Here is a 24,451-nt window from a genome sequence, read left to right on the forward strand (position 1 = left end):
GTTCTCGGATCCCGCTGGAACCTCACCGTCATTCCGGGGCAGGCCGAAGGCCTGAGCCCGGAAACCAGAACCGAGACGGTGCGTTACGACGCGCGTCCGTTCGGTCCGCGGCTTGCGAGAAACCGCATCGGTTCTGGGTTCCGGGCTCGCCGCTGCGCGGCGCCCCGGAATGACGGCGCAGATGGCTGCGGCATCATCGGTGTCGAAATCTTCAGATGCCTGTCTTGGCGCCAAACCGGCATGGCTGGCAAGCGCGGGCGACGCATCGTAGGATTGTTGCATGCTGCATACAGCATGATTAAATAGTATGACTATCAGTCAGATTGGGCCTTGCCGAGCCGCAGGCGATGGGCATGATGGCTAGTCTCAAATCGTTTGAATGAGAGATCGGCAAGCGGCCGCCAGCGCCGCGCCGAACGAGAGGAAACGAGATGGCCAAGGCACCCGGCAAGAAGCCCGTTCGGCGCATCAAGCCCGAGCAGCTGCGCTCGAAGGCGTGGTTCGACAATCCCGACAATGCGGACATGACCGCGCTCTATATCGAGCGCACGATGAATTTCGGCCTGTCGCGGGAAGAGCTGCAGTCGGGCCGGCCGATCATCGGCATCGCCCAGACGGGCTCCGATATCGCGCCCTGCAACCGCCACCATATCGAGCTGGCATCGCGCGTCCGCGACGGCATCCGCGAGATGGGCGGCGTGCCTTTCGAATTCCCGATCCATCCGATCCAGGAAACCTGCAAACGGCCGACCGCGGCGCTCGACCGCAATCTGCAATATCTCTCGCTGGTCGAGATCCTCTACGGCTATCCGCTCGACGGCGTCGTGCTGACCACCGGCTGCGACAAGACCACGCCGGCCCAGATCATGGCGGCCGCGACGGTCGATATCCCGGCGATCGCGCTGCCGGGCGGGCCGATGCTGAACGGCTCCTTCCGCGGCGAGCGCACCGGCTCCGGCACGATTGTCTGGAAGGCGCGCCAGATGATGGCGGCCGGCGAGATCGATTATAAGGGCTTCGTCGATCTGGTCGCCTCGTCGGCGCCGTCCGCCGGCCACTGCAACACGATGGGCACGGCCTCGACGATGAACTCGCTGGCGGAAGCCATGGGCATGACGCTGCCCGGCGCCGCCGCGATCCCCGCGCCTTATCGAGACCGCTACGAGATGGCCTATCTCACTGGCAAGCGCATCGTCGAGATGGTCTGGGAGAACCTGATCCCCTCGAAGATCCTGACGCGCGAGGCGTTCGAGAACACCATCGTCATCAATTCGGCGATCGGCGGCTCGACCAATGCGCCCGTCCATGTCAACGCCATCGCCAAGCATATCGGCGTCAAGCTCGACAACGAGGACTGGACCAAGATCGGCTACGAGATCCCGCTGTTGGTGAACCTGCAGCCGGCCGGCGAATATCTCGGCGAGGATTATTACCGCGCCGGCGGCCTGCCTGCCGTGATCGCGGAGCTGATCGAGAAGGGCAAGCTCAAGCCCGCGATCACCGCCAACGGCAAGACGCTCGAAGAGAACTGCAAGGGCGCCTTCTCGATCGCCCGCGAGGTGATCAAGAGCTACGACCAGCCGATGAAGGCCCAGTCGGGCTTCCTCAACCTCTCCGGCAACCTGTTCGATTCCGCGATCATGAAGACCAGCGTGATCACGCCGGAATTCCGCAAGCGCTATCTGGAGAACCCGAAGGACCCGATGGCCTTCGAGGGGCGCGCCATCGTCTTCGACGGGCCGGAGGATTACCACCACCGCATCGACGATCCGGCGCTCGCCATCGACGAGCACTGCATCCTGTTCATCCGCGGCGTCGGCCCGATCGGGTATCCGGGCGCAGCCGAGGTCGTGAACATGCGGCCGCCGGATTACCTCATCAAGAAGGGCGTCACCGCGCTCGCCTGCGTCGGCGACGGGCGCCAGTCCGGCACCTCGGGCTCGCCCTCGATCCTCAATGCCTCGCCGGAAGCGGCGACCGGCGGCGGGCTCGCGCTGCTCAAGATGGGCGACAAGGTCCGCATCGACCTGAAGAAGCGCACCGCCAACATCCTGATTTCGGATGAGGAGCTGGCCGAGCGCAAGGCGGCGTTCAAGGCTTCGGGCGGCTACAAGTATCCGAAGAGCCAGACGCCCTGGCAGGAGATCCAGCGCAAGATCGTCGACGAACTCTCCGAGGGCATGGTCCTCAAGCCGGCGGTCAAGTACCAGAAGATCCACAAGAAGTTCGGTATCCCGCGCGACAACCACTGAGCGGGTGCTCTGGGTATAGGCAGGGTGTCATCCCGTGCGCGCTGCGGCATGCAATGCCGCGGCGCAGACACGGGACCGTCACCCAGAAAAGGCGCCTTTTCGAGCGCGGCAAGGGCGCCTTCTCGTCGTACGAACCCGCATCTGCGCAGCGGCACTTCGTGCCGCGGCGCGTGCGGGATGACACGCGGCACTGGCGCTCTTCCGCCTACGTTTCCGCCCGCGCTGCTCCCCACGCCATTCCGCCTGCGCAACGGCGTTCGCTGCGCGACGCGCGTTCAACGGGGCTGACAAACGATACGACCCTCGACACTATGGCAGCTCTTCGTTCCGCTTCCATTTGAAACGATTTAAATCATGGCACAGAGCCCGCAGGTCGAAGCCTTTCGCAAGCTCCACGAGGCCGGCTGCTTCGTGATGCCCAATCCCTGGGATTTCGGCTCGGCCCGCTGGCTGCGCGGGCAGGGCTTCAAGGCGCTGGCGACGACGAGCGCGGGCTATGCCTTCACGCAGGGGCGCGCCGACCAGGACGTGCCGCGCGATATGATGCTTAGCCATATCGCCGAGATCGTGAAGGCGGTCCCGGACTTGCCGATCAACGCCGATTTCGAGAACGGCTATGCCGATACGCCTGACGGTGTCGCCGCCAATGTGAAGCTCTGCGTCGCGACCGGTGTCGCCGGCCTCTCGATCGAGGATGCGACCGGACGCCAGGACGAGCCGCTTTATCCGTTCGAGCTTGCGGTCGAGCGGATCAAGGCGGCCCGCAAGGCGATCGACGAGACCGGCTCGGGTGTCGTGCTGACGGCGCGCGCCGAGTGCTTCCTGACCGGGCATCCCGAGGCGCTGAAGGAATCGGTGCGGCGGATCGAGGCCTATGCGGCGGCCGGTGCCGATGTGCTCTATGCACCCGGCCCCAAGACCTCCGCCGATATCGCGACGATCGTCGCTGCGGCCGGCGGCAAGCCGGTGAACACATTGATCTATGGCGATTTCGGGCTGTCGGTCGCGGATGTCGCGGTTGCCGGCACGCGGCGCATCTCGATCGGCGGGGCGCTGGCGCGGGCGGCCTGGGCCGCCTTCATCGAAGCGACACGCCTGATCGCGGAGGAGGGCAGCTTCAAGGGCTTTGCCGGCAACGGCCCCTCCGCGCCGCTGAACCCGTTCTTCACCAAAGACCTCGCGGAGCGCTCATGAGCGGCACACTCCTGCTCGCGCCGGAATGGCTCGGCCTCAGCGGCCTCTGGCAGATCGATGCCAAGGGCAAGCGCAAGGCTGTGGATGCCGAGGATGTCGGCCTGTCCGAGGAACTGGCGGACCGGCTCGAAGCCTGGATGGATGCCTTCGACGCGATCTATGACGAGAGCGAGCCATCGGCTTCCGATTTCGGCGACGTCGTCGAGCGCCTGGCCTGGGAGTCGGAAGGTGTGGCGTTGGTCCATGCCATTGCCGGCGAGCTCGGTGCGGGCTGGGAGGTCCGGCACGATCTCACGGGCTGGAAAGGAAAGGCGGCATCATGACGCTTCTCGCCTGGAAAGCGCCGCCGTTCCCGCTGGCCAAGGTCCTGGAAGGCCAGTATTGCCGGCTGGAGCCGCTCGACGTTGATAAGCATATCGACGATATCTGGGCCACCGATGTCGCGCGGGACAGCGTCTGGGACTGGCTGCCGGCTGCCCCGCCGAAAGATAAGGAAACCTATCGCACCCTGCTCGAGAGCATGGTCGCCAAGGCCGGCATCGTGCCGCTCGCCGTGGTCGACAAGGCCGACGGCAAGGCCAAGGGCCATCTCTGGATCATGGAGATCCGGCCCGAACATGGCGTTTTCGAGGTCGGCTGGATCACCTATTCCCCGGCGCTGCAGCGGACGCGGGCGGCGACTGAGACGATCTATCTCGTCGGCGATTACGGCTTCTCGCTGGGCTATCGCCGCTACGAGTGGAAGTGCAACAACCTGAACGAGCCGTCCAAGCGCGCCGCCTTGCGCTTCGGCTTCCAGTTCGAGGGCCTGTTCCGCCAGCACATGGTGGTGAAGGGCGCCAATCGCGATACCGCCTGGTTCTCGATCCTCGACGGCGAATGGCCGGTGCGGGCTCAGGCCTTCCGGCGCTGGCTGGCGCCGTCCAATTTCGACGCGCAAGGGCAGCAGAAGCTCGCGCTCGGCGCCTTCAACCAGATCGCGGGGCAGGCGGGCGCCGCTCCGCTGCGACGGGCAGGTCTGGCCGATATTCCAGCGATCCTCGCCCTCAAGAACGCTGCCTATACGCCGAACGAGAGCATCATCGGCGTACCCTCATTGCCGCGCATCGCCGATTACACGCAGGTCGTCGCGGAGCACGAGGTCTGGCTCGCGGAAGGCGCGGGCGGTGAGCTGGAAGCCGCGCTGGTGCTCGATATCGAACCCGAGGACTTCACGATCTGGAGCGTGGCTGTCGCGCCGGAAGCCGCGGGCCGCAGACTCGGCTCGGCCCTGATGGGCTTCGCCGATGAGCGGGCGCGGGCGCTCGGCTATGCTTCAGTGCATCTCTACACCAACGCCAAGCTGACCCAGCGCATCGGCTGGTACGAGCGGTTGGGTTACGCCATCACGCATCATGAGGACATGGCCGACCGCCGGCTGACCCATATGCGCAAGACCTTTGCAAAAGCCGGCTGATAAAAGGAAACGAGCATGGCAGGACGTTTGAAGGGCAAGGTCGCGGTCGTCACCGCCGCGGGGCAGGGGATCGGCCGGGCCATCGCCGAGGCCTTCGTCGCGGAAGGCGCCACCGTCTGGGCAACCGACAAGGATGTCGCGCTGCTGGAAGGCATTCCGAAGGCGAAGAAGCGCAAGCTCGACGTGCTCTCGTCCAAGGCGGTCAATGCCTTCGCCGAGAAGGTTGGTCCCGTCGACATCCTCGTGAACGCCGCCGGTTTCGTCCATCACGGTACGGTGCTCGACACCGACGACAAGGCCTGGGACTTCTCCTTCGACCTCAACGTCAAGTCGATGCACCGCACGATCCAGGCCTTCCTGCCCGCCATGCTGGCGAAGGGCGCGGGTTCGATCGTCAATATTGCGTCCGGCGCGGGCTCGGTGCGCGGCATCCCGAACCGCTATGCCTATGGCGCGACCAAGGCGGCGGTGATCGGCCTGACCAAGGCGGTCGCGGCCGACTACATCAAGAAGGGCGTGCGCGCGAACGCGATCTGCCCCGGCACGATCCAGTCGCCCTCGCTCGACCAGCGCATCAAGGACCTCGCCCAGGCGACCAAGACGACCGAGGCCGCCGCAAGGCAGGCCTTTATCGATCGGCAGCCGATGGGCCGGCTCGGCACGGCCGAGGAGATCGCGGCGCTCGCGGTTTATCTCGCGGCGGACGAGTCGAGCTACACCACCGGCCAGATCCATCTGGCGGATGGCGGCTTCGCCCTCTGAAGCCTGACTTCGGGGTGGAGGGCGCCCATCGCCCTCCATTCTCCTGACGCGGTTGCCGGCAAGAGCGACCCGAGACACGAACCGGACAGGGAGATCTCATGCATGTCCTGATCACGGGTGCGGCCGGCATGGTCGGCCGCAGGTTGGCGGAGCGTCTGGCCCGCGAGGGCCAATGCGCCGGCAAGGCGATCGACAGGCTGACGCTGACCGATGTCGTGCGCGCTTCGCTTCCGCCGGAGCTTGCGGATCGTGCGACGATCCGCGTCGAGGATGCCGGTGATGCCGCCGTCGCCAAGCAGCTCGCGGCGTTGCGACCAGACCTGATCTTCCACCTGGCCGCGATCATCTCCGGCGAGGCCGAGCGCGATTTCGACAAGGGCTACCGCGTCAATCTCGACGGCATGCTGAACCTGCTGGAGGCGATCCGGCACGAAGGCGGCGCGGATTATGTGCCGAAGCTCGTCTTCACCAGCTCCAGCGGCATCTTCGGCGCGCCGTTCCCAGCCTCGATCTCCGACGAATTCCATGTCACGCCTTTGACGAGCTACGGCACGCAGAAGGCGATCGGCGAATTGCTGCTGGCCGACTATTCGCGGCGCGGCTTCGTCGAGGGCGTCGGCATCCGCTTCCCCTCGATCGTGGTCAGGCCGGGCAAGCCCAACGCTTCGGCCGGCGGCTTCTTCTCCGGCATCATTCGCGAGCCGCTGCAAGGCCTGGAGGCGCTGCTGCCGGTCAGCGATGAGGTGCTCTTCACCCATGCGAGCCCGCGCTCGGCTGTCGGCTTCCTCATCCATGCCGCTGGTCTCTCGCGCGAGCAGCTTGGCCCGCGCGTCAACCTGACCATGCCCGGCGTCTGCGTCACTGTCGGCGAGCAGATCGAGGCGCTCCGGCGCATCGCGGGCGTCAAGGCGGTGAAGCTGATCCGGCGGGCGCCCGATCCCGCTTCCGCGGCGATCGTCGCGGGCTGGCCGACCCGTTTCGACGCGAAGCGCGCCCTGGCGCTGGGCTTCACGGCCGAACGCGATTTCGACGAGATCATCCGTGTCCATATTGCCGACGATCTCGGCGGCCACCTTCCGAACTGACGAAACTTAAAAGCGAACCTTCAGGACAGAACCGATGCATATTCTCGTTCTCGGCGGCGCCGGCATGGTCGGGCGCAAGTTCATCGAGCGCCTGGCGCGCGACGGCCAACTCGGCGGCAAGCCGGTGACCCGCGTGACGGCGCAGGACGTCGTCGTCGCTTCGCCGCCGCCGGCCGCGCCCTTCGATTTCGAGGCGGTGATCTCCGACCTGTCGCTCCCGGGCGAGGCCGAAAAGCTGATCGCGACGCGGCCCGAGCTCATCGTCCACCTTGCGGCGATCGTCTCGGGCGAGGCCGAGGCCGATTTCGACAAGGGCTATCGCATCAATCTCGACGGTACGCGCTATCTGTTCGAGGCGATCCGCCGGGTCGGCAGCGGCTACAAGCCGCGCGTCGTCTTCACCTCCTCCATTGCGGTGTTCGGCGCGCCGTTCCACGACAAGATCGAGGACGAGTTCTTCACCACGCCCTTGACCAGCTACGGCACGCAGAAGGCGATCGGCGAGCTCCTGCTGAGCGATTATTCGCGGCGCGGCTTCTTCGATGGCGTCGGCATCCGCCTGCCGACGATCTGCGTGCGGCCGGGCAAGCCGAACAAGGCTGCTTCGGGCTTTTTCTCCAACATCATCCGCGAGCCGCTGAACGGTGAGGAGGCGGTGCTGCCGGTCTCCGATCAGGTGCGCCACTGGCATGCCTCGCCGCGCTCGGCCGTTGGCTTCCTGATCCATGCCGCGACGATGGATACGGCCGCGATCGGCCCGCGCCGGGCGCTGACCATGCCGGGCTATTCCTGCACCGTCGCCGAGCAGATCGAGGCGCTGCGCAAGGTCGCCGGCGAGAACGTCGTGAAGCGCATCCGCCGCGAGACCGACCCGGTGATCGACGGGATCGTCGCCGGCTGGCCGCGCAACTTCAATCCGCAGCGGGCGCTGGCGCTCGGCTTCAAGGCGGAGTCGAGCTTCGAGGAGATCATCCGCGTCCATATCGAGGACGAACTGCACGGGACCTTCGTGAAGTAAGGCTCGAACCTCGACCGTCATTGCGAGGAGCGAAGCGACGAAGCAATCCAGGGGCGGCAGGGCTGAACGGTTCAACCCAGTCTCCCCGGATTGCTTCGCTGCGCTCGCAATGACGGGCAGGGCAGGCTTCGCTATCTTGCCTGCGGGGGCAGGACGATGCGTGAGCCATCCGTTTACATCATGGCGAGCGGGCGCAATGGGACGCTCTATGTCGGCGTCACTAGCCATCTCGGCGAACGCGCATGGCAGCATCGAGTCGGGATGACTCCGGGATTCACGCAACGCTATGGCTGCAAGCTGCTCGTCTGGTTCGAGCATCACGAGCGCATGGAAGAAGCGATCGCGCGCGAAAAGCAGATCAAAGCGGGCTCGCGAGCGAAGAAACTCGCGCTGATCGAGACTCTCAATCCACTATGGCAAGACCTCTACGAAGATCTCGCCTGACCCTTTCCGTCATCGCGAGCGCAGCGAAGCAATCCAGAGGGACGTGGAACTCTGCCGCCCCTGGATTGCTTCGTCGCTTCGCTCCTCGCAATGACGGCGCGGAGGCTGTCTCCTTGGCTGACTCGCTCCTCAAGCCGAACAGGGCTCGGCCTGTTCCTGCTGGCGGCGCGGAGGCATGCCGAGCGTCGGCGTGCGCGCCGGCTCCTCGTCGGACTCCTGCTCGGGCGCATGAGTCCAACCGCTGGCGCTCCAGCTCTTCAGAGCCGCCCAGGTCGAGCGGTCGAGCCGGAACTGCTCACAGGGGAACAGCCCGCCGCGCGCCGGCAGCGACTTCAGGAACGAGCCCTCGGATCGGAAGCCGGACTTCTCCAGCACCCGCCGCGAGGCCGGGTTGATGACGCGGGTGTCGGCCTCGATCGCGGGTAGGTCGATCAGCGAGAACAGGCTGTCGATCAGGCCCTGCACCGCCTCGGTCGCATAGCCCTTGCCCCAATGCGGGGTGCCGAGCCAGTAGCCGATGAAAGGCACGCCCGTCGCCTGCTTGTGCGCGCTGATCATGCCGATCAGCTCGTTCGGCTTCGAACGCGGGGTGATGGCCAGCGCGAGATGCTCGCCCAGCGCATTGCCCTTGCGCATCGCGAAGATGAAGGGCTCGACCGCCTGGGACGGGTAGGGATGGGGAATCGATGCCGTCATCTCCGCCACCGCCTTTTCACCGGCAAGGCGCAGGGTGGCATTGGCATCAGCCATGCGGGGCCAACGCAGCCAGAGACGGCGGGTCTCGAGCCGGAAGACATCGTCGCGGGTCAGTTCGGGGAACATATCGTCTCTCCGTCGGCGCAAACGAAAAAAGGGAGCTGGGATTTTGGTCCCATCTCCCCTTCGCTGACCTTCGGGAGACCCGTTTCGGGCCTTTTACCCCTTGATCCGTTCGGTTCGATGGAACCGGCGGATCGAGAGATTTCCCTATCCGCCTTTTACTCTGCGGCCTCTTGGGCCGGGACTACGTTGACGAAAGCTCGGCCGAGTTTCGTCGTGAATCGGACTCGGCCATTCGTCGTCGCAAAGAGGGTATGGTCTTTGCCCATGCCGACATTGGCGCCGGCATGCCACTTGGTGCCGCGCTGACGAATAATGATGTTGCCGGAAACGACCGCCTGGTCGCCGAACTTCTTCACGCCGAGGCGCTTGCTTTCAGAATCACGGCCGTTACGCGACGAGCCGCCTGCCTTTTTGTGAGCCATAACGCCCTACCTCAAAACTTGTCGTGTCTCTCTAACCCGAATCGGCGGCGAAAGCCACCCGTCTCGGATACGAAATGCCGGAGCACCATTCTGTCAGGAGCGACAGACCGGGACGATCAGTCTCGGCGATGGTGATCCGGCGTAGATTATCTGCGCCGGGAAACCCGGTCTCAGGCCTCGGACGCCTCGTCCTTGGCCTTCTTGGCAGGGGCCTTCTTGGCCGCGGCCTTCTTCGGCGCCTCGGTCTCGCCAGCCTCGGCCTTGGCAGCCTTGGCCTTCGCGGCGGCCGGGGCAGCGGCATCGGCCTTCTTCATCTCCGGCTTCTTGCCGCCGGTGAGGATGTCGGTGATGCGGATGACGGTCAGCTCGGCGCGGAAGCCGCGCTTGCGCTTGGAGTTCTGGCGGCGGCGCTTCTTGAAGGCGATGACCTTCTCGCCGCGAGCCTGCTCGACGATCTCACCGACGACGGTGATCTCGGAGAGGGTCTTGGCGTCGAGTGTGGTCTTCTCGCCTTCGGTGAGCATCAGCACCGAGTCGAACGCGACGGTGTCGCCGGCGTTGCCTTCGATCTTGGCAGCGGTGATCTTGTCGTTGGCGGTGACGCGGAACTGCTTCCCGCCGGTCTTGATGACTGCGAACATTTTGTCCTCCATGTTCGGCCCCGTCCTGTCGCGGCTTCCGGATGGAGGCCCGTGGGACGGCTTTTTGGCAGTCGATTGCGTGGTCTGGCTTGCTCTTGCCGGCATGCGACGCAGCGCACATGCCAAAAGAGATCGGGCGCGGGTTTCCCCACGCCGGACGGTGCTCGATAGTCGCAAGGCCGGGGGAGGTCAAGCGAAAGCGGCTGTGAAGAGTGGAATTCTCCTGTTCGGGAGGCTTGCCCCCTGGGCGCGGTTTGTGTAGTAACCGCCTCGCTTCGACCGAAGGCGACCGCGGACAGGTGGCAGAGTGGTTGAATGCACCGCACTCGAAATGCGGCATACCTGCAAGGGTATCGGGGGTTCAAATCCCTCCCTGTCCGCCATCATCCCGCCAAGGGGTTGATTTTCCAGAGAGACTGGGAAAATCAAGAGCTTGCAGCCGCCCGAGTGGTACATACGGGTGGTACATAATGGCTCTCGCAATGTCGTGCCCCTGGAAGCATCCGAAGACCGGCACCTATTGGCTCCGCAAGCGCGTCCCCGACGATCTCCGGAAGCTCGTCGGCAAGCTTGAGGAGAAGCAGAGCCTCGGCACGCGCGCGATCCGGCGGAAGCGAAGATCAAGCACCTGGAGCTGCTCGCAGAGATCGAGAAGCGCTAGGCGAACCTGAAGAAGGGGCCTTCGGCGCTTACCGAGCGGGAGGCTCATGAACTCGCGCAGCCCGAATACGACCACCGGCTGGCCTTGCGTCGCGATGAGAGGAATACGCTCTAAAGGTGCAAAAGCCTTAACGCGAGGGTTACCATTCTCTGCCACATTCAGCTGACAGCCATCGCGCCCACTCGGTTGGACAAAAGTTTGCGCCAGTGAAGACGGATACCGCGAGGCCGGCTGTTCAGCTCCTGGCACCCGACATGCGCGAAACCATCGGCAAGCGCGCTCGCTTGATGGCATGGAGCGGCTTGGCCGCCGCCGCCATCATTGCCGGGACTGCTGGTTTGGCGCTCTGGCAGGGGCGCCAGACTGCAACCGATGTATCGCGGCAGCAACTCAGCACTCTCGCGGCGCTGCTCACTGAACAAACCCACCATACGCTCGCGACCGCAGATCTGGTGTTACGCAGTTCGTCCGAAGCCGGCAGCGGAACCGATATCGTCTCGCCCGACGATCTTCGCGCGAAGTTCGGCACGCGCCAGCATTTCGATGCCTTGATTGAGCGCACTCGCGCCATCCCGCAGATCACCGCAGTGACGATCGTCGACATCCACGGCGAAGTCGTCAGCTCGACACGGTCCTTTCCCCGGCCCGCGGTCAGCCTGAAGGACAAGGAATCCTTCCTGGCCCATATGGCCGATCCTGCGTTGACGCTGCATCTGGCCGCGCCCGTCCCCCGCCAAAGCGCGACAGGGCGGACGATGGCCTTGTCCCGCAAGATCAAGAACAGGAGCGGAGCCGTGGTCGGCCTCGCCATGGTCGAAATCGAGACTGGTTTTCTGAACGCCTTCTACGACAAGGCACGGGCTGATGCGCTCGTCCAGGTCGCGCTCTTTCGCCGCGATGGTGTGTTGCTTGCCAGCCTGCCGAACGCTGACGACGCTGTCGCGCGCTCGCATGCCGGCCATTCCGCCCTGTTCCGCGACCTGCCCCAGGCGGCCGAAACCATCGGCACCATGTTCGTTGGGACCAACATTGCCGGCCCTCAAGACAGCGACAAGGGGTTGATCTTAGCCCAGGCTGTTCGCGATTACCCGCTCCAGATCAGCGTCGCGATGCCTGGAGAGTTGGTCTTTCGGTACTGGAAAAAACGGGCGCTGATCCTCGGCGGGGTCGTCGCCTTCTTCGTCCTTATGATCAGCCTTCTGACCATCTGGATCGCCAAGCTGCTGCGGCAGCACGGCGTCACGCTTACCGAACTTGCTGCTTCCGAAAAGACGGCCTCCGAACATATGCAGAAGCTGCAGCTCCGCGACGCGCGCGAGGCCTTGCTGCGGCGCGACGCCGCCATGAAATCCCGCGTAACAGCCTTCGACGCCCAATTGCGCAGTTCGCTCGACCGGCTCGGCCGGATGATCGAAAGTGTGGCGAGCCTATCGGAGAGCATGATGGCGGCGGCGGGGCATGCGCGCCAAGGTAGCGAGCGGGCCGAGGTGGCCTCCAGCCGCGCCGCCGACCATGTCGCCAGCGTAGCTGCCGACGCCGAGAGCATTTCCAGCACGGGGCGCGAGATCGCGGCGCGAGTGGTGGCCTCGGTCAGCACCGCCGCCGACGTAATCGCCGAAGCCGACCGGACCGACCTCGCCATCGCGCAACTGGCGGATGCGACGAACCAGATCGACAACGTCTCCACGCTGATCAGCGAAATCGCCAGCCAAACCAATCTGTTGGCTCTCAACGCCACAATCGAGGCGGCCCGCGCCGGGCAGGCTGGTCGCGGGTTTTCGGTCGTCGCCTCCGAGGTCAAGTCCCTGTCCGCCCAGACGAGCGGCGCGACCAACGAGATCAGCCGCCAGATCGAGGCGATCCAGTTGGCGAGTCAACACTGCATCGAGGCACTCCAGAGCATCCGGGCTCGGATGCTGGGCGCGCAGACGAGCGGTCAGGGCGTCTCCGACGAGATAGCCAAGCAGAGCCGCTCGACCACCCAGATCGCGCTTACCATCCGGGCGGCGGCAGACGATGCGAAAGGTGTTCTATCCAGCGCCAGGGCCGTGCGCCAGGCGGCCGACTTGTCCAACACCAGTGCGACCGAAGTGATGGCGCTGGCTCGCGACCTCGACGGCGAAGCACGGCGGATCAGAAGTCAAGTCAGCGAGTTCTTTGGGACACTCGACGCGGCTTCGCCGGACCCAGGCCGAGAGCGATCGGCCTCCTCTGTGGCGCTTTCCGATGATCTGATTCTGGACCCGAAACGAGCCGCGCCGTAGCGACTGCGATGTCGACGGAAGAATGCAAAGCGTGGCGCGCTGACGTGTCCTGACGAGGTCCACCTTCGGGCAGGCCACCAAGTCCCGCTACCCTCGAAAGCGGACATCCGCGAGTGCGGAGTGCTGACACCTCGCCGTCGCGCCGCAGCTTCATTTTCTAAAGGCGATTTTAAGAACGAAAGGTGCGATTTTGACCGACGCTGGTCAGACATGTCGACAGCCTGACCAGCGCCGCGGCCCCGCTAGAAATAGCGCACATCCTCCGCAACGATGCTGAGCGGATCGCGGCCGCGCTTGTTCAACCAGGAATAGACCGGCGGCACCCGGTCAGCGATCGACTCGACATGGATGTCGATCAGGCACGGCCCTTCGGAATGGGCAAAAGCGCTTGCCAACGCGGCATCGAGCTCCTCGGAATTCGTCGCCGTCCAGGCCTTCACGTCGAAAGCCTCGGCGATCGCCTGGCCACGCGGCGGCGTGAAATCGACACCGAAGCACTGGTTGTGGCCCTTCAGTCGGTGAAGCCCCTTGATCCAGCCGAAGGTGCCGTTGTTGAACAGCAGGAGGATGGCGGGCACCTGCAGGCGGACGAGCGTCTCAAGTTCGCCGACCGACATCCCGAAGGAGCCATCTCCGAACATGCCGATCGGCCGGCGTTCCTTGTCAGCGAACCAGGCGCCGACCGTGGCGGGCAGCGCCGAACCGAGGCCGCCGAACGCGCGCGGGATCGCGAAGCGGGTCCTGCGATCCCTGAGCTTGAGGAAACGCGTCATATGCGGTGTCGGAGTGCCCGCATCCGAATAGATGAAAGCCGGCTTGCCATAGCGTTCCAGCGCCTCGTTGAAGCAGCGAACGGCGCGCTCCGGACGGAGCGGCGTCGCTTCCGAGCTCAACAGGACTTCGGCGTTCGCCCAGAAATTTGCTCGCAGCTCGTTGAGCTCGTCGACCCATTCCTGCGTTCTGCCAGCGTCGACCTCGACGGGAACCAGATCGATCAGGCGCTCCAGAACGAGGCCGGCATCGCCCTGGACCGAGACGACATTCTCGTAGTTGTTCGCCATGATCTCCGGGTCGATGTCGATCTGGGCGACGCGCCTGTTCAGCGTGATCTTCGGGAAGGTCCAGCCGATCGTCACGACCGAGCCCATGCGGGAGCCGATGAAAAGCACGAAATCCGCATTTTCCAGCGCCCAGTTGGCATGTGGGTGGAAGCCGTTATCGCCGATGACGCCGACCGCAAGGCGGTGGTCGTCCGGCATCGTGCCCTGCCCGGTCATCGTCGTGCAGACCGGTATGTTCAGCCGCTCCGCCAGCTCCGTCACCTGCGGGCCTGCACAGGAGCGATTGACGCCGCCGCCGGAGACGATCAGCGGGCGCTTGCTCGCGGTCAGCAAGGCGATGATCGTGTCGAGCTTCTCCGGGGGCGGCAGCGTCGGATAGGCGGGGAATTCGATGCATTCGCTCTCAACATGGAGGGAGATCCGGTCCGGATCGACCCCGGCCAGCAACATATCCTCCGGAATCTGCAGATGGACTGCGCCCGGCTTGCCGGAGCAGGCGACGCGGAAAGCGCGGCGGATGATCTCCGGTAGCTTCTCGGCGGATTTCACCTGTACCGACATCTTGGTGACAGGCTCGAAGAGGCGCGCGCAATCGAGCTCGGTCAGCACCCCACGTCCTTCGCCGGGCAGGGGGATGTCGATCGTCAACAGGATGACGGGAACAGAAGAGCCGTTGGACTCGGCGACGGGCGGCAGCGAATACATCGCGCCCGCGCCCGACGGGCATTCGAAGACGCCGGGCTTCCTGGTGAAACGGCCATAGGCATCGGCCATGTAGCCGGCAGAGCGCTCGTCGCGCGCCATGACGTGGCGAATGCGGCCTTCCCGCAGTTGCAGGGCCTCATAGAACGGCACGTTCGTATCGCCGGGAACGCCGAACACCACCTCGACGCCGTAGCCGATCAGCATCTCGACCAGGATATCTGCACCACGCATTGTCTCGTCTCCTGAAAAGCAAGGGATGGGGCCGAACGACGCGATGGCGGCATCGGCAAAGCCGGGGGCGACCGGCAGGGGTGCCGGGCCGCTATTCGCAGGCGCTCACGCCAAAAGCCGGAAGCGGCGCGGCGAAAACACAGTGATGTCGGGCGCATCCGGCAGGCCGGTGACATGCTGGGCGACGATGCGCCCCGTCGCCGGTCCTGCGGCGAAGCCGACATGGCCGTGTCCGAAAGCGTAGAAGATGTCGGGCGAGTGGGATGAGCGACCGATGACCGGCAAGCCGTCAGGCGTTGATGGCCGATGGCCCATCCATCGGTCGACCGGCTTCTCCTGAGTGCCGGCGAGCGCAGGATAGGTTCCGCGCGCATGCGCCATCAGGATATCGACGCGGCTCCAGTTCGGCGGCGCATCGAGCGACGCCAGCTCGACCTGGCCGGACAACCGCAGCCCGGCGACTGTGGGCGTGTTCGCCATCTTGCCGTCGCTCGGCATCACCGGGTGGCGCGGGCCGCCGACGTCCAGCGCGATGACGCCATGGTAGCCTCGCTCGCTCTCCAGCGGGATGCGATCGCCCCCGGAGCGCGCGAGACGCTTCGACCAAGCCCCAGCCGCAATGACGACCCGGTCGCAGGCGATCACGCCGGTGTCGGTGCGTACGCCGCGGACGCGCGTTTCGTCGCGGAGTATCTCGCGAGCAGTCGCCCTGACGATCTTGGCACCTTGGGAACGCGCCGCCGCGACGATCGCCGCGATATAGGCAGCTGGATCGGTGCAATGCGCGCCAGCCTCAGCCAGGACACCGAAGGTGTAGCGCTTGTCGAGATCGGGCTCTCGTGCGGCCAAGGCAGCGGCGTCCAGTTCTCGCCATCGCAATCCCGTCATTCGCCGCAGGTGCCAGGACAGGCTTTCCGCCTCGAAGGCCCGCCTGTCGGGATAGGCATAGAGCAGACCTTCGCGCCGGATCAGCTCGGGCGCACCGACCTCGCGGCTCAGCTCCTCGTGGCGATCCGGGCTATCGTGGAGCAACCGGTCCAGCGCTCTGGCCGTCGCCTCGACGCGCGGCACGGAGGAGCCGGCCCGGAGGAAGCGCAGCAGCCATGGCACGAGCCGCGGAAAATGACGCCACCGGATGACCAGCGGCCCATGCGGGTTGAGCAGATAGCCAGGAACCTTCTTCCACAGGCCGGGCATCGACATCGGCACGACCGAAGCCGGGCTGATCCAGCAGCCATGGCCATAGCTGGCGGACTGCCGCCCAGCCGGCTCGCCGCTATCGATCAGGGTGACGGCATGGCCCGCGCGCGCCAGTTCCAGCGCGCAGCAGGCGCCGACGATGCCGCTGCCGATGATCAGGCTGTGTGTTGGAGCGACGTTGGGCATGACCCGTTTCCTCCGGGCATTCGGGCAATAGCTCTCCTCTCCGTCACGGCGGCGGCCGGGAGCGGCGGGGGCGAGCAGAGGTGGGTTTCAGTCGAGCGTCAGCGTTCCGCGAGAATGCGTGCGTTCGCTCTCAAGGATCTCTCGGACACGCGAATCCCCAGGCCAGGTCCGTCCGGCACGACGACCTCGCCATTGCGGTTCGCGATCTTCTCCTCCAGCACGTCCTCGGTGAGAACGTGATGAGGCATGTAGAATTCACAGCCGAGCGAGATGCCCGGCGTCGCGGCGATGAACTGCGTGCCGGCGGCCAGCGCGATGCCGCCCTCGTAGAGCGTGCCGCCATAGCCGGGCAGGCTCGCGAGATCGGCCAATGCCATCAAGGCCTGCGCGTTCAGCATGCCGCCCGCCTTCATGAGCTTGACCGAGATGGCATCGGCCGCCTGCAACCGGATCACCTCCTGCAGGTCGCGCATGTCGAAGCAGCTTTCGTCGGCCAGGATCGGCGTATCGAGATCCGCGGCGAAGGAGGCCATGGCCGTCAGGCAATCCCGCGGCACCGGCTGCTCGATGAAGGTCGGCTTGAACTGGTCGACGTCGCGCAGCTTCTTGATCGCCCCGAACGGCTGGAGCGCCTGATTGTAGTCGATGCGAAGGTCGATCGTGTCGCCGAAGGCGTTCCGCATGGCTTCGAGATGCGCCACGTCCTCCTCATGGCTCTTCACGCCGGTCTTGACCTTGAAGATGCGGTTGCCTTTCGGAACCATCTCCTCCATGCGGCGCATGTCCGCGGCGAAATCCGGGTCAGCGATCGAGAAGGACAGCGGGATCGTGTCGCGAACGCGCCCGCCGAGCAGAGTGGCGATCGAGAGCCCCGACGCCTGGCCGAGGATGTCGAACATCGCGGTTTCGATCGCGAGCTTGGCCTCGCCATGACCGACGAGCGCCTTCTTCATCTGCAAGGTGAGCGCGCGGATACGATCGACCCGTGCACCGATGACGAGCGGACGCAGATAGATGTCGAGGGCCGCGACCGCAGCCTCCGCCGTACCGGTGAACACCTCCCAGGGCGCAGCTTCACCCCAGCCGACGATGCCCGAAGACGAGGTCAGCTCGAGCAGCACGCGCTTCACCGTGCCCTTGACGTCGCCGACACCCTGCTGACGTTGCATCTTGATCGGGCTTTCGATCAGGAAAACCCTGATGCGTTCGATGGTTTCGGCGCTCACAGCAGCCCTCCATTGACGTGCCAGATCTGACCGGTGACGTAGGATGCTGCCGGCGAGGCGAGAAAAGCGATGACCGCGGCGACCTCTTCGGGTGTGCCGCGCCTCCCGATCGGGACGATGGCTTCCATCCGCGCGATCGCTTCAGGCGAGAGCTTGCTGCCCTGTCCCGCATCCTTGCGGATCAGGCCCGGTGCCACGGCGTTGATGGTGATGCCATCTGCCGCGACCTCGCGTGCCAGGAGCCGGACGGTGGTCTCGAGCGCGGCCCGGCTGGCGGCCGTTGCCGCGAAGGCATCGAGATCGCTCCGCAACAGATGAGCCGTGAAGGAAGAGGTTGCGATGAGCCGCGGCGCCGCGCTCGTCAGGAGCAGCGGGCGTGCGGCCTTGAGGAATGCGACGAGGGCAAGGGCGCTTTCGTCGAGCGCGGTGTGAAGCTCCTCTTGCGAGAGGGCGCTTGCTGGACCGCGCCGTGCTGCGCCGCCGACGCAGATCAGGGCGTCGAGCCGGCCGAAGCGAGCGGCGGCGGCCTCCACCAACGCGGCCGGGCAACCGGGATCGGCGAGATCGCCGAGCGCGGTCGCAACTTCGGCGCCACGTTCTGACGCCGCGCGGGCGACAGCCTCGAGGCCGCTCTTGTTGGCCCGCGTATGGAGCAGCAGTCCGGCATCGGGGCCGGACAATGCGAGCGCGGTCGCCTGCCCAATCCCGCTCGCTGCCCCCGTCACCAGGTAAATGCGCCGGGCTGCACTCATGGCGTGGCTGTGCCCGTGCGGTCACCCACGCGATGGAAGTGGCTGAGGAAGCTGCGGGTCGCGTCCATGCGAGGGCTATCTATCACCTCGCGGGCCGGTCCTTCCTCGACGACATAGCCGTCGCGCATGAAGACCACGCGATCCGCGACATCGCGGGCGAAGGGGATCTCATGGGTGACGATGACCATCGTCATGCCGTCCGCGGCAAGCTTCTGGATCGCCTGCAGCACTTCGCCGACTAGCTCGGGATCAAGGGCCGAGGTCGCCTCGTCGAACAGCATGACCTCGGGCTCCATGGCGAGCGCGCGGGCGATTGCCACACGCTGCTTCTGCCCGCCGGACAAGGTGTCGGGCATTTGAGCGGCCCGGTCCGCAAGCCCGACCTTTTCGAGCTGTGCCATGGCCTGGTCGATCGCCGTTTTTCGGTCCAGGTCTTTCACATGGATCGGAGCCTCGATGACGTTGCCGAGGACGGACATGTGCGGAAACAGGTTGAAGCTCTGGAACACCATCCCGGTGCGGGAACGGAACGCCGCCAGCGACTTGGCCTTCGGCTGCTCCATGGCCGGGCCGAAGCGGAAGGTGGTCTCGCCGACGCGGATGGTGCCGTCATCGGGCTGCACGAGCAGGTTCATGCAGCGCAGCAGCGTCGACTTGCCGGAGCCTGACGGCCCGAGCAACGCGACGACGCCGCCTGGCTCGACCTGAAGATTGATATCCTTGAGAACCTCGAGCTGCCCGAAGCGCTTACGCAGTCGCGCGATCTCGATCATCGGTGCTTTCGCCGTCATCGGGCAGCTCCCAGGCGCCGTTCGCGGCTACGCACATAAAGCGTCAGCGGGAAAAGGATCGCGAAATAGGCGACGGCCACGGCCGTATAGGTTTCCAGCGGGCGGAAGCTGTCATGCGCGGCGATCTGGCCCTGATAGACCAGGTCCGGGACGGCCAGGACGGATACGAGAGAGGTGTTCTTGAACTGGAGGATCGACTGGTTCATCAGTGCCGGCAACATCCGGCGCAACGCCTGCGGCAGGATGATGCGGCGCATCGCGAGCCCGGGCGTCATGCCGAGCGCCGAGGCCGCTTCGGACTGGCCGGTGTCGATCGAGACGATGCCACCGCGGATGATCTCGGCGTAGAACGAGCCGCCATAGCAGGACAAGGCGAGAAGGGAGGCCGAGATCGGCGTCATTTCGATGCCCGCGATCAGCGGCAATGCATAGTAGCACCAGATCAGTTGAACCAGGACGGGCGTACAGCGGAATATCTCGATGAAGCCGAGCGCACACCCGCGCAGGATTCTGAAACGCGACAGGAGGCAGATCGCCGCCGTCATGCCGATGGTCAGGCCACCGGCGATGGTCGCGGCGGTGAAGGCCACGGTCACCCCCAGCCCCTGCAGGAACAACCAACGGTAGCCCCACAGGATCGAAAAATCCCATTCATACATGGTCTTGAATTCCCGCGACCGAAATCAGGCGTGGCGGGGCCGCAGCCCCGCCGTGCCGGATGATCAGATTTCGAAACCGGGAGGAAAGTCGCTTTCCTTGACGCCGACAAGTTCCATGTTCTTGACGATGGCCTTCTTCACGAAACCGCTCTCGCGCTGCTTGCTGATCCAGCCATCGACGAATTCGCGCCAGGACTGGTCTTCCTCGCGCCGGAAACCGGCATTCGACGTGGTGAAATCGGCCGGCGTCGGCATCACGATATCGCCGAGCGCGGCATTCTTGGCGCGCAGCGAGAGCGACAGGATCAGCACCAGGCATTGCGCATCGACACGCCCGGCCTGCAGCGCCGCGGTCGCGTCGCTGGCGGTCTTCAAGCGGGAGACCTGCGCTTTCGGCGCCAGCCGCGTCACCGCGGCGTCATGCGACGAGCCGGCATCGACCGCGATCCGCATCTCCGGCTTGTCGAAATCGCTCCAGCTCTTCGCGCCGAGCCCCTTCTTGGTCACCATCGTGAAGGCGTTCTTGAAGACGGGGCCAGAGAAATCGATGACCTTCTGCCGTTCCGGCGTGGGATTCAGGCCGAAGAAGACGTCGATCTTGCCGGCCTGGAGATCCAGCACCGAGTTGCCCCAGGTCGTTTCGAGGATCGAGAGCTTGACCCCGAGATCATCCGCCAGCTTCTGGCAGATATCGACGTAGAATCCGCGCCAGCTGCCGTCCGTCACCATCTTCTGGTAGTAGGGAGCGCCATCGGCGACTGCGGCGATGCGCAAGGTGCCGGAGGATTTCACTCGCTCCAGCGAACCGGCGGCGAGAGCACCCTTGCCGGTGTAAAGGCCCGCTGCAGCGGCAATCCCGCCCAAGCCCAGGAGCCTGTTGAATTCACGCCTGTCCATACTCTTCCCCTCTCCGGTTCGCTTGCGGCTTGGATTTTGCACGCCTGAGCAGGTCACTGTCCCCCTCGGATCAGTTGCTCATGCCCGACTTTATGAGCCGGTCGAAGAGAGTTTGAATGAGCCCGGCACGAAACAAAAACGTTGAAAATTTCCTCTAAGATGACTTTTAATCATGATAGCCGCGAGGTTCTCATGAGACGTTATCTGCCGTCGTTATCAGCTCTGCACGCTTTCGAGGCCGCCGCGCGGTTCATGAATTTCACGAAGGCGGCCGAAGATCTCGGACTGACGCAGAGCGGCATCAGCCGGCAAATCCATAATCTCGAGAAATTTCTCGGCGTCTCCCTCTTCCATCGATCCGGGCCGCGCCTCGTTCTCACGGAGGTGGGTGCGAACTACTATCGCGAGCTTGCGCTGACACTCGACAAGCTCCAGGAAATCACAATCGATGCCGTGCGCGGGCGCTCCGTCGACAGCTCGCTGATGATCGGCACTCATCCGACCTTGGGGGCCCGTTGGCTGCCCCGGCGCATCGAGACGTTCATCCACGCATATCCGGACATCCCGGTCGAGGTCACGCTAGCGCCCGCCGATCTCAATTTCGAGACGACGCGGCTGGACGTTGCCATCCTGCGAGGCGTGGGGACATGGCTCAATGCCAGATCGGTCGAATTGTTCGCCGAAGAGATCGCCGTCGTGACCTCACCCAAGCTGATCCCGCTTGGGACGAGGCTGGATAACAAGGACTTTGCCGGCTTCCCCCTGCTTCAGAACGCGAGCCGTCCCAGCATATGGCTGCATTGGCTGCGCCTGTCGGGGCTCACCTACCAAGGGCGAATCCAGGGAACACGCTTTGCGCACACCGAAATGCTGATCAATGCCGCGCTCCAAGGCATAGGAATCGCCATCGTCCCGACCTGCTATATCGAAGCGGAGCTCGCCCGCAACGAACTTCACATGCCGTTCGGCCCGCCGATCTTGTCCGGAGACTCGTATTTCGCGGTCTATCCCGAGCGAAAGGCGCAGTTGCACAGCGTCATGGCTTTCCGCGAATGGGTGACGCGGGAAACGCGGGGCTATCGCAAGCCGAAGCTCCGGTAATCTGCCGCCAGCCTTCGCCCAGTGCCGCGAGCAGGCTGCCTGCCGTCAGGGAGCCTAGCGCCAATGGACTAAGCCGCTCTCGCGGCAGTGCGCTGCGGCTCGGTAATTGCTGAGATTTTGCCTGTGAGGCGCTGCATTCGAGGATTTCAGGGTCGTTTTCCCTGATCCTCGGAGGCTTCCATGATCGATCCCGTCACCGTCAGTCCGCTACGCCAGCGGATGATCGAGGACATGACCATCCGCCGGTTTAGCGAGCACACGCAGCGCGACTATGTCCGGCAGGTGCGTGAGTTCACGGCCTTCCTTGGCTTGCCGCCGGACCGGGCCGAGCCGGAGGACCTGCGGCGCTATCAGCTTCACCTGGCCTCGCTCGGCGCCAGCTACGCCCGGATGAACCTGGCATGCACGGCGCTGCGGTTCTTCTTCCACGTCACGCTGGGCCGGACCGGCTTCGGTGACCGCATGGCGCGGATCCCGACGCCGGAGCGGTTGCCAGTCGTGCTGGACACGCAAGAGGTGGCGTTGCTGCTGGCCCATGCGCGGAGCCTGAAGGACCGGGCCGCGCTGAGTATCGCCTATGGCTGCGGCCTGCGCGTGTCGGAGATCGCCAACCTCAAGGTCGCCGACGTCGACAGCGCGCGCATGCTGATCCGGGTCGAGCAGGGCAAGGGCCGCAAGGACCGCTATGTCATGCTCGCGCCCGACCTGCTCGACCTCCTGCGGCAATGGTGGCGGGTGAAGCGCCCGCGTGGCTGGCTCTTCCCCGGCCAGCAGCCGGGCCAGCCGATCACGACGCGCCAGCTCAACCGGGCCTGCCATGCCGCAGCCGTTGCGGCGAAGCTCGACAAGCGGGTGTCGATGCACACGCTGCGGCACAGCTTCGCCACGCATCTGCTGGAACGGAAGACCGATATCCGGGTGATCCAGGTCCTGCTCGGCCACAGGAAGCTCGACACCACCGCCGTCTACACCCGCGTCGCGCTGAAGACGCTGCGCGAGGTGACCAGCCCGCTCGCGCTGCTGGCGCCGCCGCCGCCGCCGTAACGCTCCGCGCCGATCATGGCGCGGCCTTCGCTGGAGGTCGCGGACATCCTGAACCGACATGGCGACGCCTTCCTCGCGCGCCATCGGCTCAGCCGTGGCCAGCTCAAGGTGATCGGTGCAATCCGGGCCTGCCGGACGGCTGCGCTCGGCGGCCATGTCATGGCCTGCGGCGACTGCGATCACGCGACGATCGCCTATAACTCCTGCCGCAACCGGCACTGCCCACGATGCCAGGGCGCGGCGGCGAAGGACTGGCTCGCGGACCGGCAGGCCGACCTGCTGCCCGTGCCCTACTATCATCTCGTCTTCACCCTGCCGGCACCGGTCGCGGCCATCGCCTTCCAAAACAAGGCCGCCGTCTACGGCCTTCTGTTCAAGGCAGCAGCCGAGACGCTCGCCACCATCGCGAGCGATCCCCGGCATCTCGGTACCCGCATCGGCTTCACCTCGGTGCTGCACACCTGGGGATCGGCGATGACCCATCATCCCCATCTCCACATCATCGCACCCGGAGGCGGATTGTCGCCTGACAGCGCTCGCTGGATCCCGTGCCGGCCTGGCTTCTTCCTGCCCGTGCGCGTGCTCTCGCGGCTGTTCCGCAGGCTCTTCCTCGAAGGGCTCGCCGCTCTCAATGCTTCCGGGCGGCTCGCCTTCCATGGCGATCTCGCCCATCTGGCCGAAGCCGAGGCCTTCGCCACCGTGCTGGCGCCGCTGCGACGAGCCGACTGGGTCGTCTATGCCAAGCGCCCCTTCGGCGGACCTGAGGCCGTGCTGGCCTATCTCGCCCGCTACACCCACCGCGTCGCCATCGCCAACAGCCGCATCATTGCCATGGATCGGCACGGGGTCACGTTCCGCTGGAAGGATTATCGCGCCCGCTCCGCCGGCGAGACCTGGCGCAAGACCATGACGCTGACGGCCTTCGAGTTCATCCGCCGCTTCCTGCTCCACGTCCTGCCCGACGGATTCCACCGCATCCGGCATTATGGATTGCTCGCCTCGAGCCGGCGCGCCGGCACCATCGCCCGCATCAGGCAGATCATCGCGGCGCCAACACCGGACGCCATGACGGCAGATCGTGAAGCAGAGATCTCGGCCGAACAATCCGATCCAGTCGATGAGCGGAGGCCACCTTGCCCCTGCTGCGGTGGCCGCATGATCCTCGTCGAGCGCTTCGCGCCGGGCACAGCGCCGCGCACCATCTTCGCCGTCAGGATCGACACATCATGACGATGGCGCCGGGGCGACACCCAGACGGACCACAACCGGTCTCAGCCAGAGAGCGGGCGATCTTCTTCGGCCCGACGACGGAAATGGAGATTGCGGCGGGCCCGCATCCGTCCCAGGCGCAGCAAACCTCAGGCTGCCGGGCATCCCGGACAGAACATAGCGCCCTCGATCCACGCCTCGCACGAGCCCGCCAACTAGGCCGCGCCGCGAAATCCCCATAGCGCACGGCCCCGGGCCGCGGCTTCCTCCACTGGAGGCTTTCGAACGCCGGCCCTCAACCCGGACCATCCCAGCTCGCACGGGCCGGCATCCGAAACCCTTCACAGGAGGCGATATTGACCTCCTGG

23 protein-coding genes, 1 tRNA gene and 1 pseudogene are annotated in these 24,451 nt (G+C 65.2%); 15 read left to right on the forward strand and 10 right to left on the reverse strand.

Going from position 1 to position 24,451, the window contains the following annotated elements; genetic code table 11:
* Window positions 1-431: 431 nt before the first annotated feature.
* The 9 genes and pseudogenes from Q0Q02_RS06130 (at window position 432) to Q0Q02_RS06165 (ending at window position 8,211) form a co-directional block, all read left to right on the forward strand.
* Window positions 432-2,252, forward strand: a complete 1,821-nt coding sequence (locus Q0Q02_RS06130; protein ID WP_293807764.1) for an IlvD/Edd family dehydratase — start codon at window positions 432-434, stop codon at window positions 2,250-2,252.
* A 354-nt stretch (window positions 2,253-2,606) separates the two neighbouring features.
* Window positions 2,607-3,446 carry an isocitrate lyase/phosphoenolpyruvate mutase family protein gene (locus Q0Q02_RS06135; protein ID WP_293807766.1) on the forward strand — a complete coding sequence of 280 codons (840 nt, stop codon included), beginning with the start codon at window positions 2,607-2,609 and terminating at the stop codon, window positions 3,444-3,446.
* Window positions 3,443-3,769 carry a hypothetical protein gene (locus Q0Q02_RS06140; RefSeq protein ID WP_293807768.1) on the forward strand — a complete coding sequence of 109 codons (327 nt, stop codon included), beginning with the start codon at window positions 3,443-3,445 and terminating at the stop codon, window positions 3,767-3,769. Before Q0Q02_RS06135 ends, Q0Q02_RS06140 begins: the two co-directional genes overlap by 4 nt.
* Window positions 3,766-4,398 (forward strand): annotated as a pseudogene (locus tag Q0Q02_RS23785) (GNAT family N-acetyltransferase); the annotation flags it as partial. The gene Q0Q02_RS06140 and the pseudogene Q0Q02_RS23785, both read left to right, overlap by 4 nt.
* Before the next feature lie 144 nt (window positions 4,399-4,542).
* Window positions 4,543-4,902 carry a GNAT family N-acetyltransferase gene (locus tag Q0Q02_RS23790; protein WP_367275021.1) on the forward strand — a complete coding sequence of 120 codons (360 nt, stop codon included), beginning with the start codon at window positions 4,543-4,545 and terminating at the stop codon, window positions 4,900-4,902.
* A gap of 15 nt (window positions 4,903-4,917) precedes the next feature.
* A complete protein-coding gene (locus Q0Q02_RS06150) occupies window positions 4,918-5,664 on the forward strand; it encodes an SDR family oxidoreductase (protein WP_293807771.1) in 747 nt (248 codons plus the stop codon).
* A gap of 98 nt (window positions 5,665-5,762) precedes the next feature.
* Window positions 5,763-6,749, forward strand: coding sequence for a D-erythronate dehydrogenase (gene denD / locus Q0Q02_RS06155; protein WP_293807773.1), 987 nt, complete (start codon window positions 5,763-5,765; stop codon window positions 6,747-6,749).
* 34 nt (window positions 6,750-6,783) lie between these two features.
* Window positions 6,784-7,767 carry a D-erythronate dehydrogenase gene (gene denD, locus Q0Q02_RS06160; protein WP_293807775.1) on the forward strand — a complete coding sequence of 328 codons (984 nt, stop codon included), beginning with the start codon at window positions 6,784-6,786 and terminating at the stop codon, window positions 7,765-7,767.
* Window positions 7,768-7,923: 156 nt separating this feature from the next.
* Window positions 7,924-8,211 (forward strand): GIY-YIG nuclease family protein, encoded by a 288-nt coding sequence (locus tag Q0Q02_RS06165; protein ID WP_293807776.1) that lies wholly within the window; start codon window positions 7,924-7,926, stop codon window positions 8,209-8,211.
* A gap of 129 nt (window positions 8,212-8,340) precedes the next feature.
* Here Q0Q02_RS06165 and Q0Q02_RS06170 read toward each other — a convergent pair whose 3' ends face one another.
* The 3 genes from Q0Q02_RS06170 to rplU all read right to left on the reverse strand — a co-directional run bounded on the left by Q0Q02_RS06170 (window position 8,341) and on the right by rplU (window position 10,096).
* The gene (locus Q0Q02_RS06170) at window positions 8,341-9,033 is read right to left on the reverse strand and encodes a GNAT family N-acetyltransferase (RefSeq protein ID WP_293807777.1); all 693 of its coding nucleotides are present in this window, start codon (window positions 9,031-9,033) and stop codon (window positions 8,341-8,343) included.
* 155 nt (window positions 9,034-9,188) lie between these two features.
* The gene (rpmA, locus tag Q0Q02_RS06175) at window positions 9,189-9,455 is read right to left on the reverse strand and encodes a 50S ribosomal protein L27 (protein ID WP_199085184.1); all 267 of its coding nucleotides are present in this window, start codon (window positions 9,453-9,455) and stop codon (window positions 9,189-9,191) included.
* A gap of 170 nt (window positions 9,456-9,625) precedes the next feature.
* Complete coding sequence (gene rplU, locus Q0Q02_RS06180; RefSeq protein WP_293807779.1) at window positions 9,626-10,096, reverse strand: 50S ribosomal protein L21; 471 nt, start codon at window positions 10,094-10,096, stop codon at window positions 9,626-9,628.
* A 293-nt stretch (window positions 10,097-10,389) separates the two neighbouring features.
* Here rplU and Q0Q02_RS06185 point away from each other — a divergent pair.
* The 3 genes from Q0Q02_RS06185 to Q0Q02_RS06190 all read left to right on the forward strand — a co-directional run bounded on the left by Q0Q02_RS06185 (window position 10,390) and on the right by Q0Q02_RS06190 (window position 13,021).
* Window positions 10,390-10,479 (forward strand) — tRNA-Ser (locus Q0Q02_RS06185).
* Between the two features lie 99 nt (window positions 10,480-10,578).
* Complete coding sequence (locus tag Q0Q02_RS23795) at window positions 10,579-10,767, forward strand: DUF6538 domain-containing protein (protein ID WP_367275022.1); 189 nt, start codon at window positions 10,579-10,581, stop codon at window positions 10,765-10,767.
* A 244-nt stretch (window positions 10,768-11,011) separates the two neighbouring features.
* The gene (locus Q0Q02_RS06190; RefSeq protein WP_293807781.1) at window positions 11,012-13,021 is read left to right on the forward strand and encodes a methyl-accepting chemotaxis protein; all 2,010 of its coding nucleotides are present in this window, start codon (window positions 11,012-11,014) and stop codon (window positions 13,019-13,021) included.
* A 242-nt stretch (window positions 13,022-13,263) separates the two neighbouring features.
* Here the strand turns inward: Q0Q02_RS06190 and Q0Q02_RS06195 are convergent, their stop codons facing one another.
* From Q0Q02_RS06195 to Q0Q02_RS06225, 7 genes are all read right to left on the reverse strand, one after another.
* On the reverse strand, window positions 13,264-15,018 hold the full coding sequence (locus Q0Q02_RS06195; RefSeq protein ID WP_293807783.1) for a thiamine pyrophosphate-binding protein: 1,755 nt from the start codon (window positions 15,016-15,018) through the stop codon (window positions 13,264-13,266).
* Window positions 15,019-15,123: 105 nt separating this feature from the next.
* Entirely contained in the window at window positions 15,124-16,404 is a 1,281-nt protein-coding gene (locus tag Q0Q02_RS06200) for an FAD-binding oxidoreductase (protein WP_293807785.1), read from the reverse strand.
* Window positions 16,405-16,502: 98 nt separating this feature from the next.
* On the reverse strand, window positions 16,503-17,630 hold the full coding sequence (locus Q0Q02_RS06205; RefSeq protein ID WP_293807787.1) for an enolase C-terminal domain-like protein: 1,128 nt from the start codon (window positions 17,628-17,630) through the stop codon (window positions 16,503-16,505).
* Window positions 17,627-18,382, reverse strand: coding sequence for an SDR family oxidoreductase (locus Q0Q02_RS06210; protein WP_293807789.1), 756 nt, complete (start codon window positions 18,380-18,382; stop codon window positions 17,627-17,629). The genes Q0Q02_RS06205 and Q0Q02_RS06210 overlap by 4 nt, the downstream gene beginning before the upstream one ends.
* Entirely contained in the window at window positions 18,379-19,173 is a 795-nt protein-coding gene (locus tag Q0Q02_RS06215; protein ID WP_293807791.1) for an amino acid ABC transporter ATP-binding protein, read from the reverse strand. Before Q0Q02_RS06215 ends, Q0Q02_RS06210 begins: the two co-directional genes overlap by 4 nt.
* Window positions 19,170-19,832, reverse strand: a complete 663-nt coding sequence (locus tag Q0Q02_RS06220) for an amino acid ABC transporter permease (RefSeq protein ID WP_293807793.1) — start codon at window positions 19,830-19,832, stop codon at window positions 19,170-19,172. The genes Q0Q02_RS06215 and Q0Q02_RS06220 overlap by 4 nt, the downstream gene beginning before the upstream one ends.
* 63 nt (window positions 19,833-19,895) lie before the next feature.
* Complete coding sequence (locus Q0Q02_RS06225; RefSeq protein WP_293807795.1) at window positions 19,896-20,729, reverse strand: transporter substrate-binding domain-containing protein; 834 nt, start codon at window positions 20,727-20,729, stop codon at window positions 19,896-19,898.
* Between the two features lie 192 nt (window positions 20,730-20,921).
* Here Q0Q02_RS06225 and Q0Q02_RS06230 point away from each other — a divergent pair, with 192 nt between their 5' ends.
* From Q0Q02_RS06230 to Q0Q02_RS06240, 3 genes are all read left to right on the forward strand, one after another.
* On the forward strand, window positions 20,922-21,830 hold the full coding sequence (locus Q0Q02_RS06230; RefSeq protein WP_293807796.1) for a LysR substrate-binding domain-containing protein: 909 nt from the start codon (window positions 20,922-20,924) through the stop codon (window positions 21,828-21,830).
* A 180-nt stretch (window positions 21,831-22,010) separates the two neighbouring features.
* Window positions 22,011-22,874, forward strand: coding sequence for a tyrosine-type recombinase/integrase (locus Q0Q02_RS06235; RefSeq protein WP_293807798.1), 864 nt, complete (start codon window positions 22,011-22,013; stop codon window positions 22,872-22,874).
* Between the two features lie 15 nt (window positions 22,875-22,889).
* Window positions 22,890-24,104, forward strand: a complete 1,215-nt coding sequence (locus tag Q0Q02_RS06240) for an IS91 family transposase (RefSeq protein WP_293807800.1) — start codon at window positions 22,890-22,892, stop codon at window positions 24,102-24,104.
* Window positions 24,105-24,451: the final 347 nt, after the last annotated feature.

It is taken from the genome of uncultured Allobosea sp. (genome assembly GCF_945956895.1).
Lineage (GTDB): Bacteria > Pseudomonadota > Alphaproteobacteria > Rhizobiales > Beijerinckiaceae > Allobosea.

Bases quoted from the DNA above. Each gene is read 5' to 3' on its own strand.
- Q0Q02_RS06130 (WP_293807764.1), top strand. From the start codon at position 432: ATGGCCAAGGCACCCGGCAAGAAGCCCGTTCGGCGCATCAAGCCCGAG.
- Q0Q02_RS06135 (WP_293807766.1), top strand. From the start codon at position 2,607: ATGGCACAGAGCCCGCAGGTCGAAGCCTTTCGCAAGCTCCACGAGGCC.
- Q0Q02_RS06140 (WP_293807768.1), top strand. From the start codon at position 3,443: ATGAGCGGCACACTCCTGCTCGCGCCGGAATGGCTCGGCCTCAGCGGC.
- Q0Q02_RS06150 (WP_293807771.1), top strand. From the start codon at position 4,918: ATGGCAGGACGTTTGAAGGGCAAGGTCGCGGTCGTCACCGCCGCGGGG.
- denD (WP_293807773.1), top strand. From the start codon at position 5,763: ATGCATGTCCTGATCACGGGTGCGGCCGGCATGGTCGGCCGCAGGTTG.
- denD (WP_293807775.1), top strand. From the start codon at position 6,784: ATGCATATTCTCGTTCTCGGCGGCGCCGGCATGGTCGGGCGCAAGTTC.
- Q0Q02_RS06165 (WP_293807776.1), top strand. From the start codon at position 7,924: ATGCGTGAGCCATCCGTTTACATCATGGCGAGCGGGCGCAATGGGACG.
- Q0Q02_RS06170 (WP_293807777.1), bottom strand. From the start codon at position 9,033: ATGTTCCCCGAACTGACCCGCGACGATGTCTTCCGGCTCGAGACCCGC.
- rpmA (WP_199085184.1), bottom strand. From the start codon at position 9,455: ATGGCTCACAAAAAGGCAGGCGGCTCGTCGCGTAACGGCCGTGATTCT.
- rplU (WP_293807779.1), bottom strand. From the start codon at position 10,096: ATGTTCGCAGTCATCAAGACCGGCGGGAAGCAGTTCCGCGTCACCGCC.
- Q0Q02_RS23795 (WP_367275022.1), top strand. From the start codon at position 10,579: ATGTCGTGCCCCTGGAAGCATCCGAAGACCGGCACCTATTGGCTCCGC.
- Q0Q02_RS06190 (WP_293807781.1), top strand. From the start codon at position 11,012: ATGCGCGAAACCATCGGCAAGCGCGCTCGCTTGATGGCATGGAGCGGC.
- Q0Q02_RS06195 (WP_293807783.1), bottom strand. From the start codon at position 15,018: ATGCGTGGTGCAGATATCCTGGTCGAGATGCTGATCGGCTACGGCGTC.
- Q0Q02_RS06200 (WP_293807785.1), bottom strand. From the start codon at position 16,404: ATGCCCAACGTCGCTCCAACACACAGCCTGATCATCGGCAGCGGCATC.
- Q0Q02_RS06210 (WP_293807789.1), bottom strand. From the start codon at position 18,382: ATGAGTGCAGCCCGGCGCATTTACCTGGTGACGGGGGCAGCGAGCGGG.
- Q0Q02_RS06215 (WP_293807791.1), bottom strand. From the start codon at position 19,173: ATGACGGCGAAAGCACCGATGATCGAGATCGCGCGACTGCGTAAGCGC.
- Q0Q02_RS06220 (WP_293807793.1), bottom strand. From the start codon at position 19,832: ATGTATGAATGGGATTTTTCGATCCTGTGGGGCTACCGTTGGTTGTTC.
- Q0Q02_RS06225 (WP_293807795.1), bottom strand. From the start codon at position 20,729: ATGGACAGGCGTGAATTCAACAGGCTCCTGGGCTTGGGCGGGATTGCC.
- Q0Q02_RS06230 (WP_293807796.1), top strand. From the start codon at position 20,922: ATGAGACGTTATCTGCCGTCGTTATCAGCTCTGCACGCTTTCGAGGCC.
- Q0Q02_RS06235 (WP_293807798.1), top strand. From the start codon at position 22,011: ATGATCGATCCCGTCACCGTCAGTCCGCTACGCCAGCGGATGATCGAG.
- Q0Q02_RS06240 (WP_293807800.1), top strand. From the start codon at position 22,890: ATGGCGCGGCCTTCGCTGGAGGTCGCGGACATCCTGAACCGACATGGC.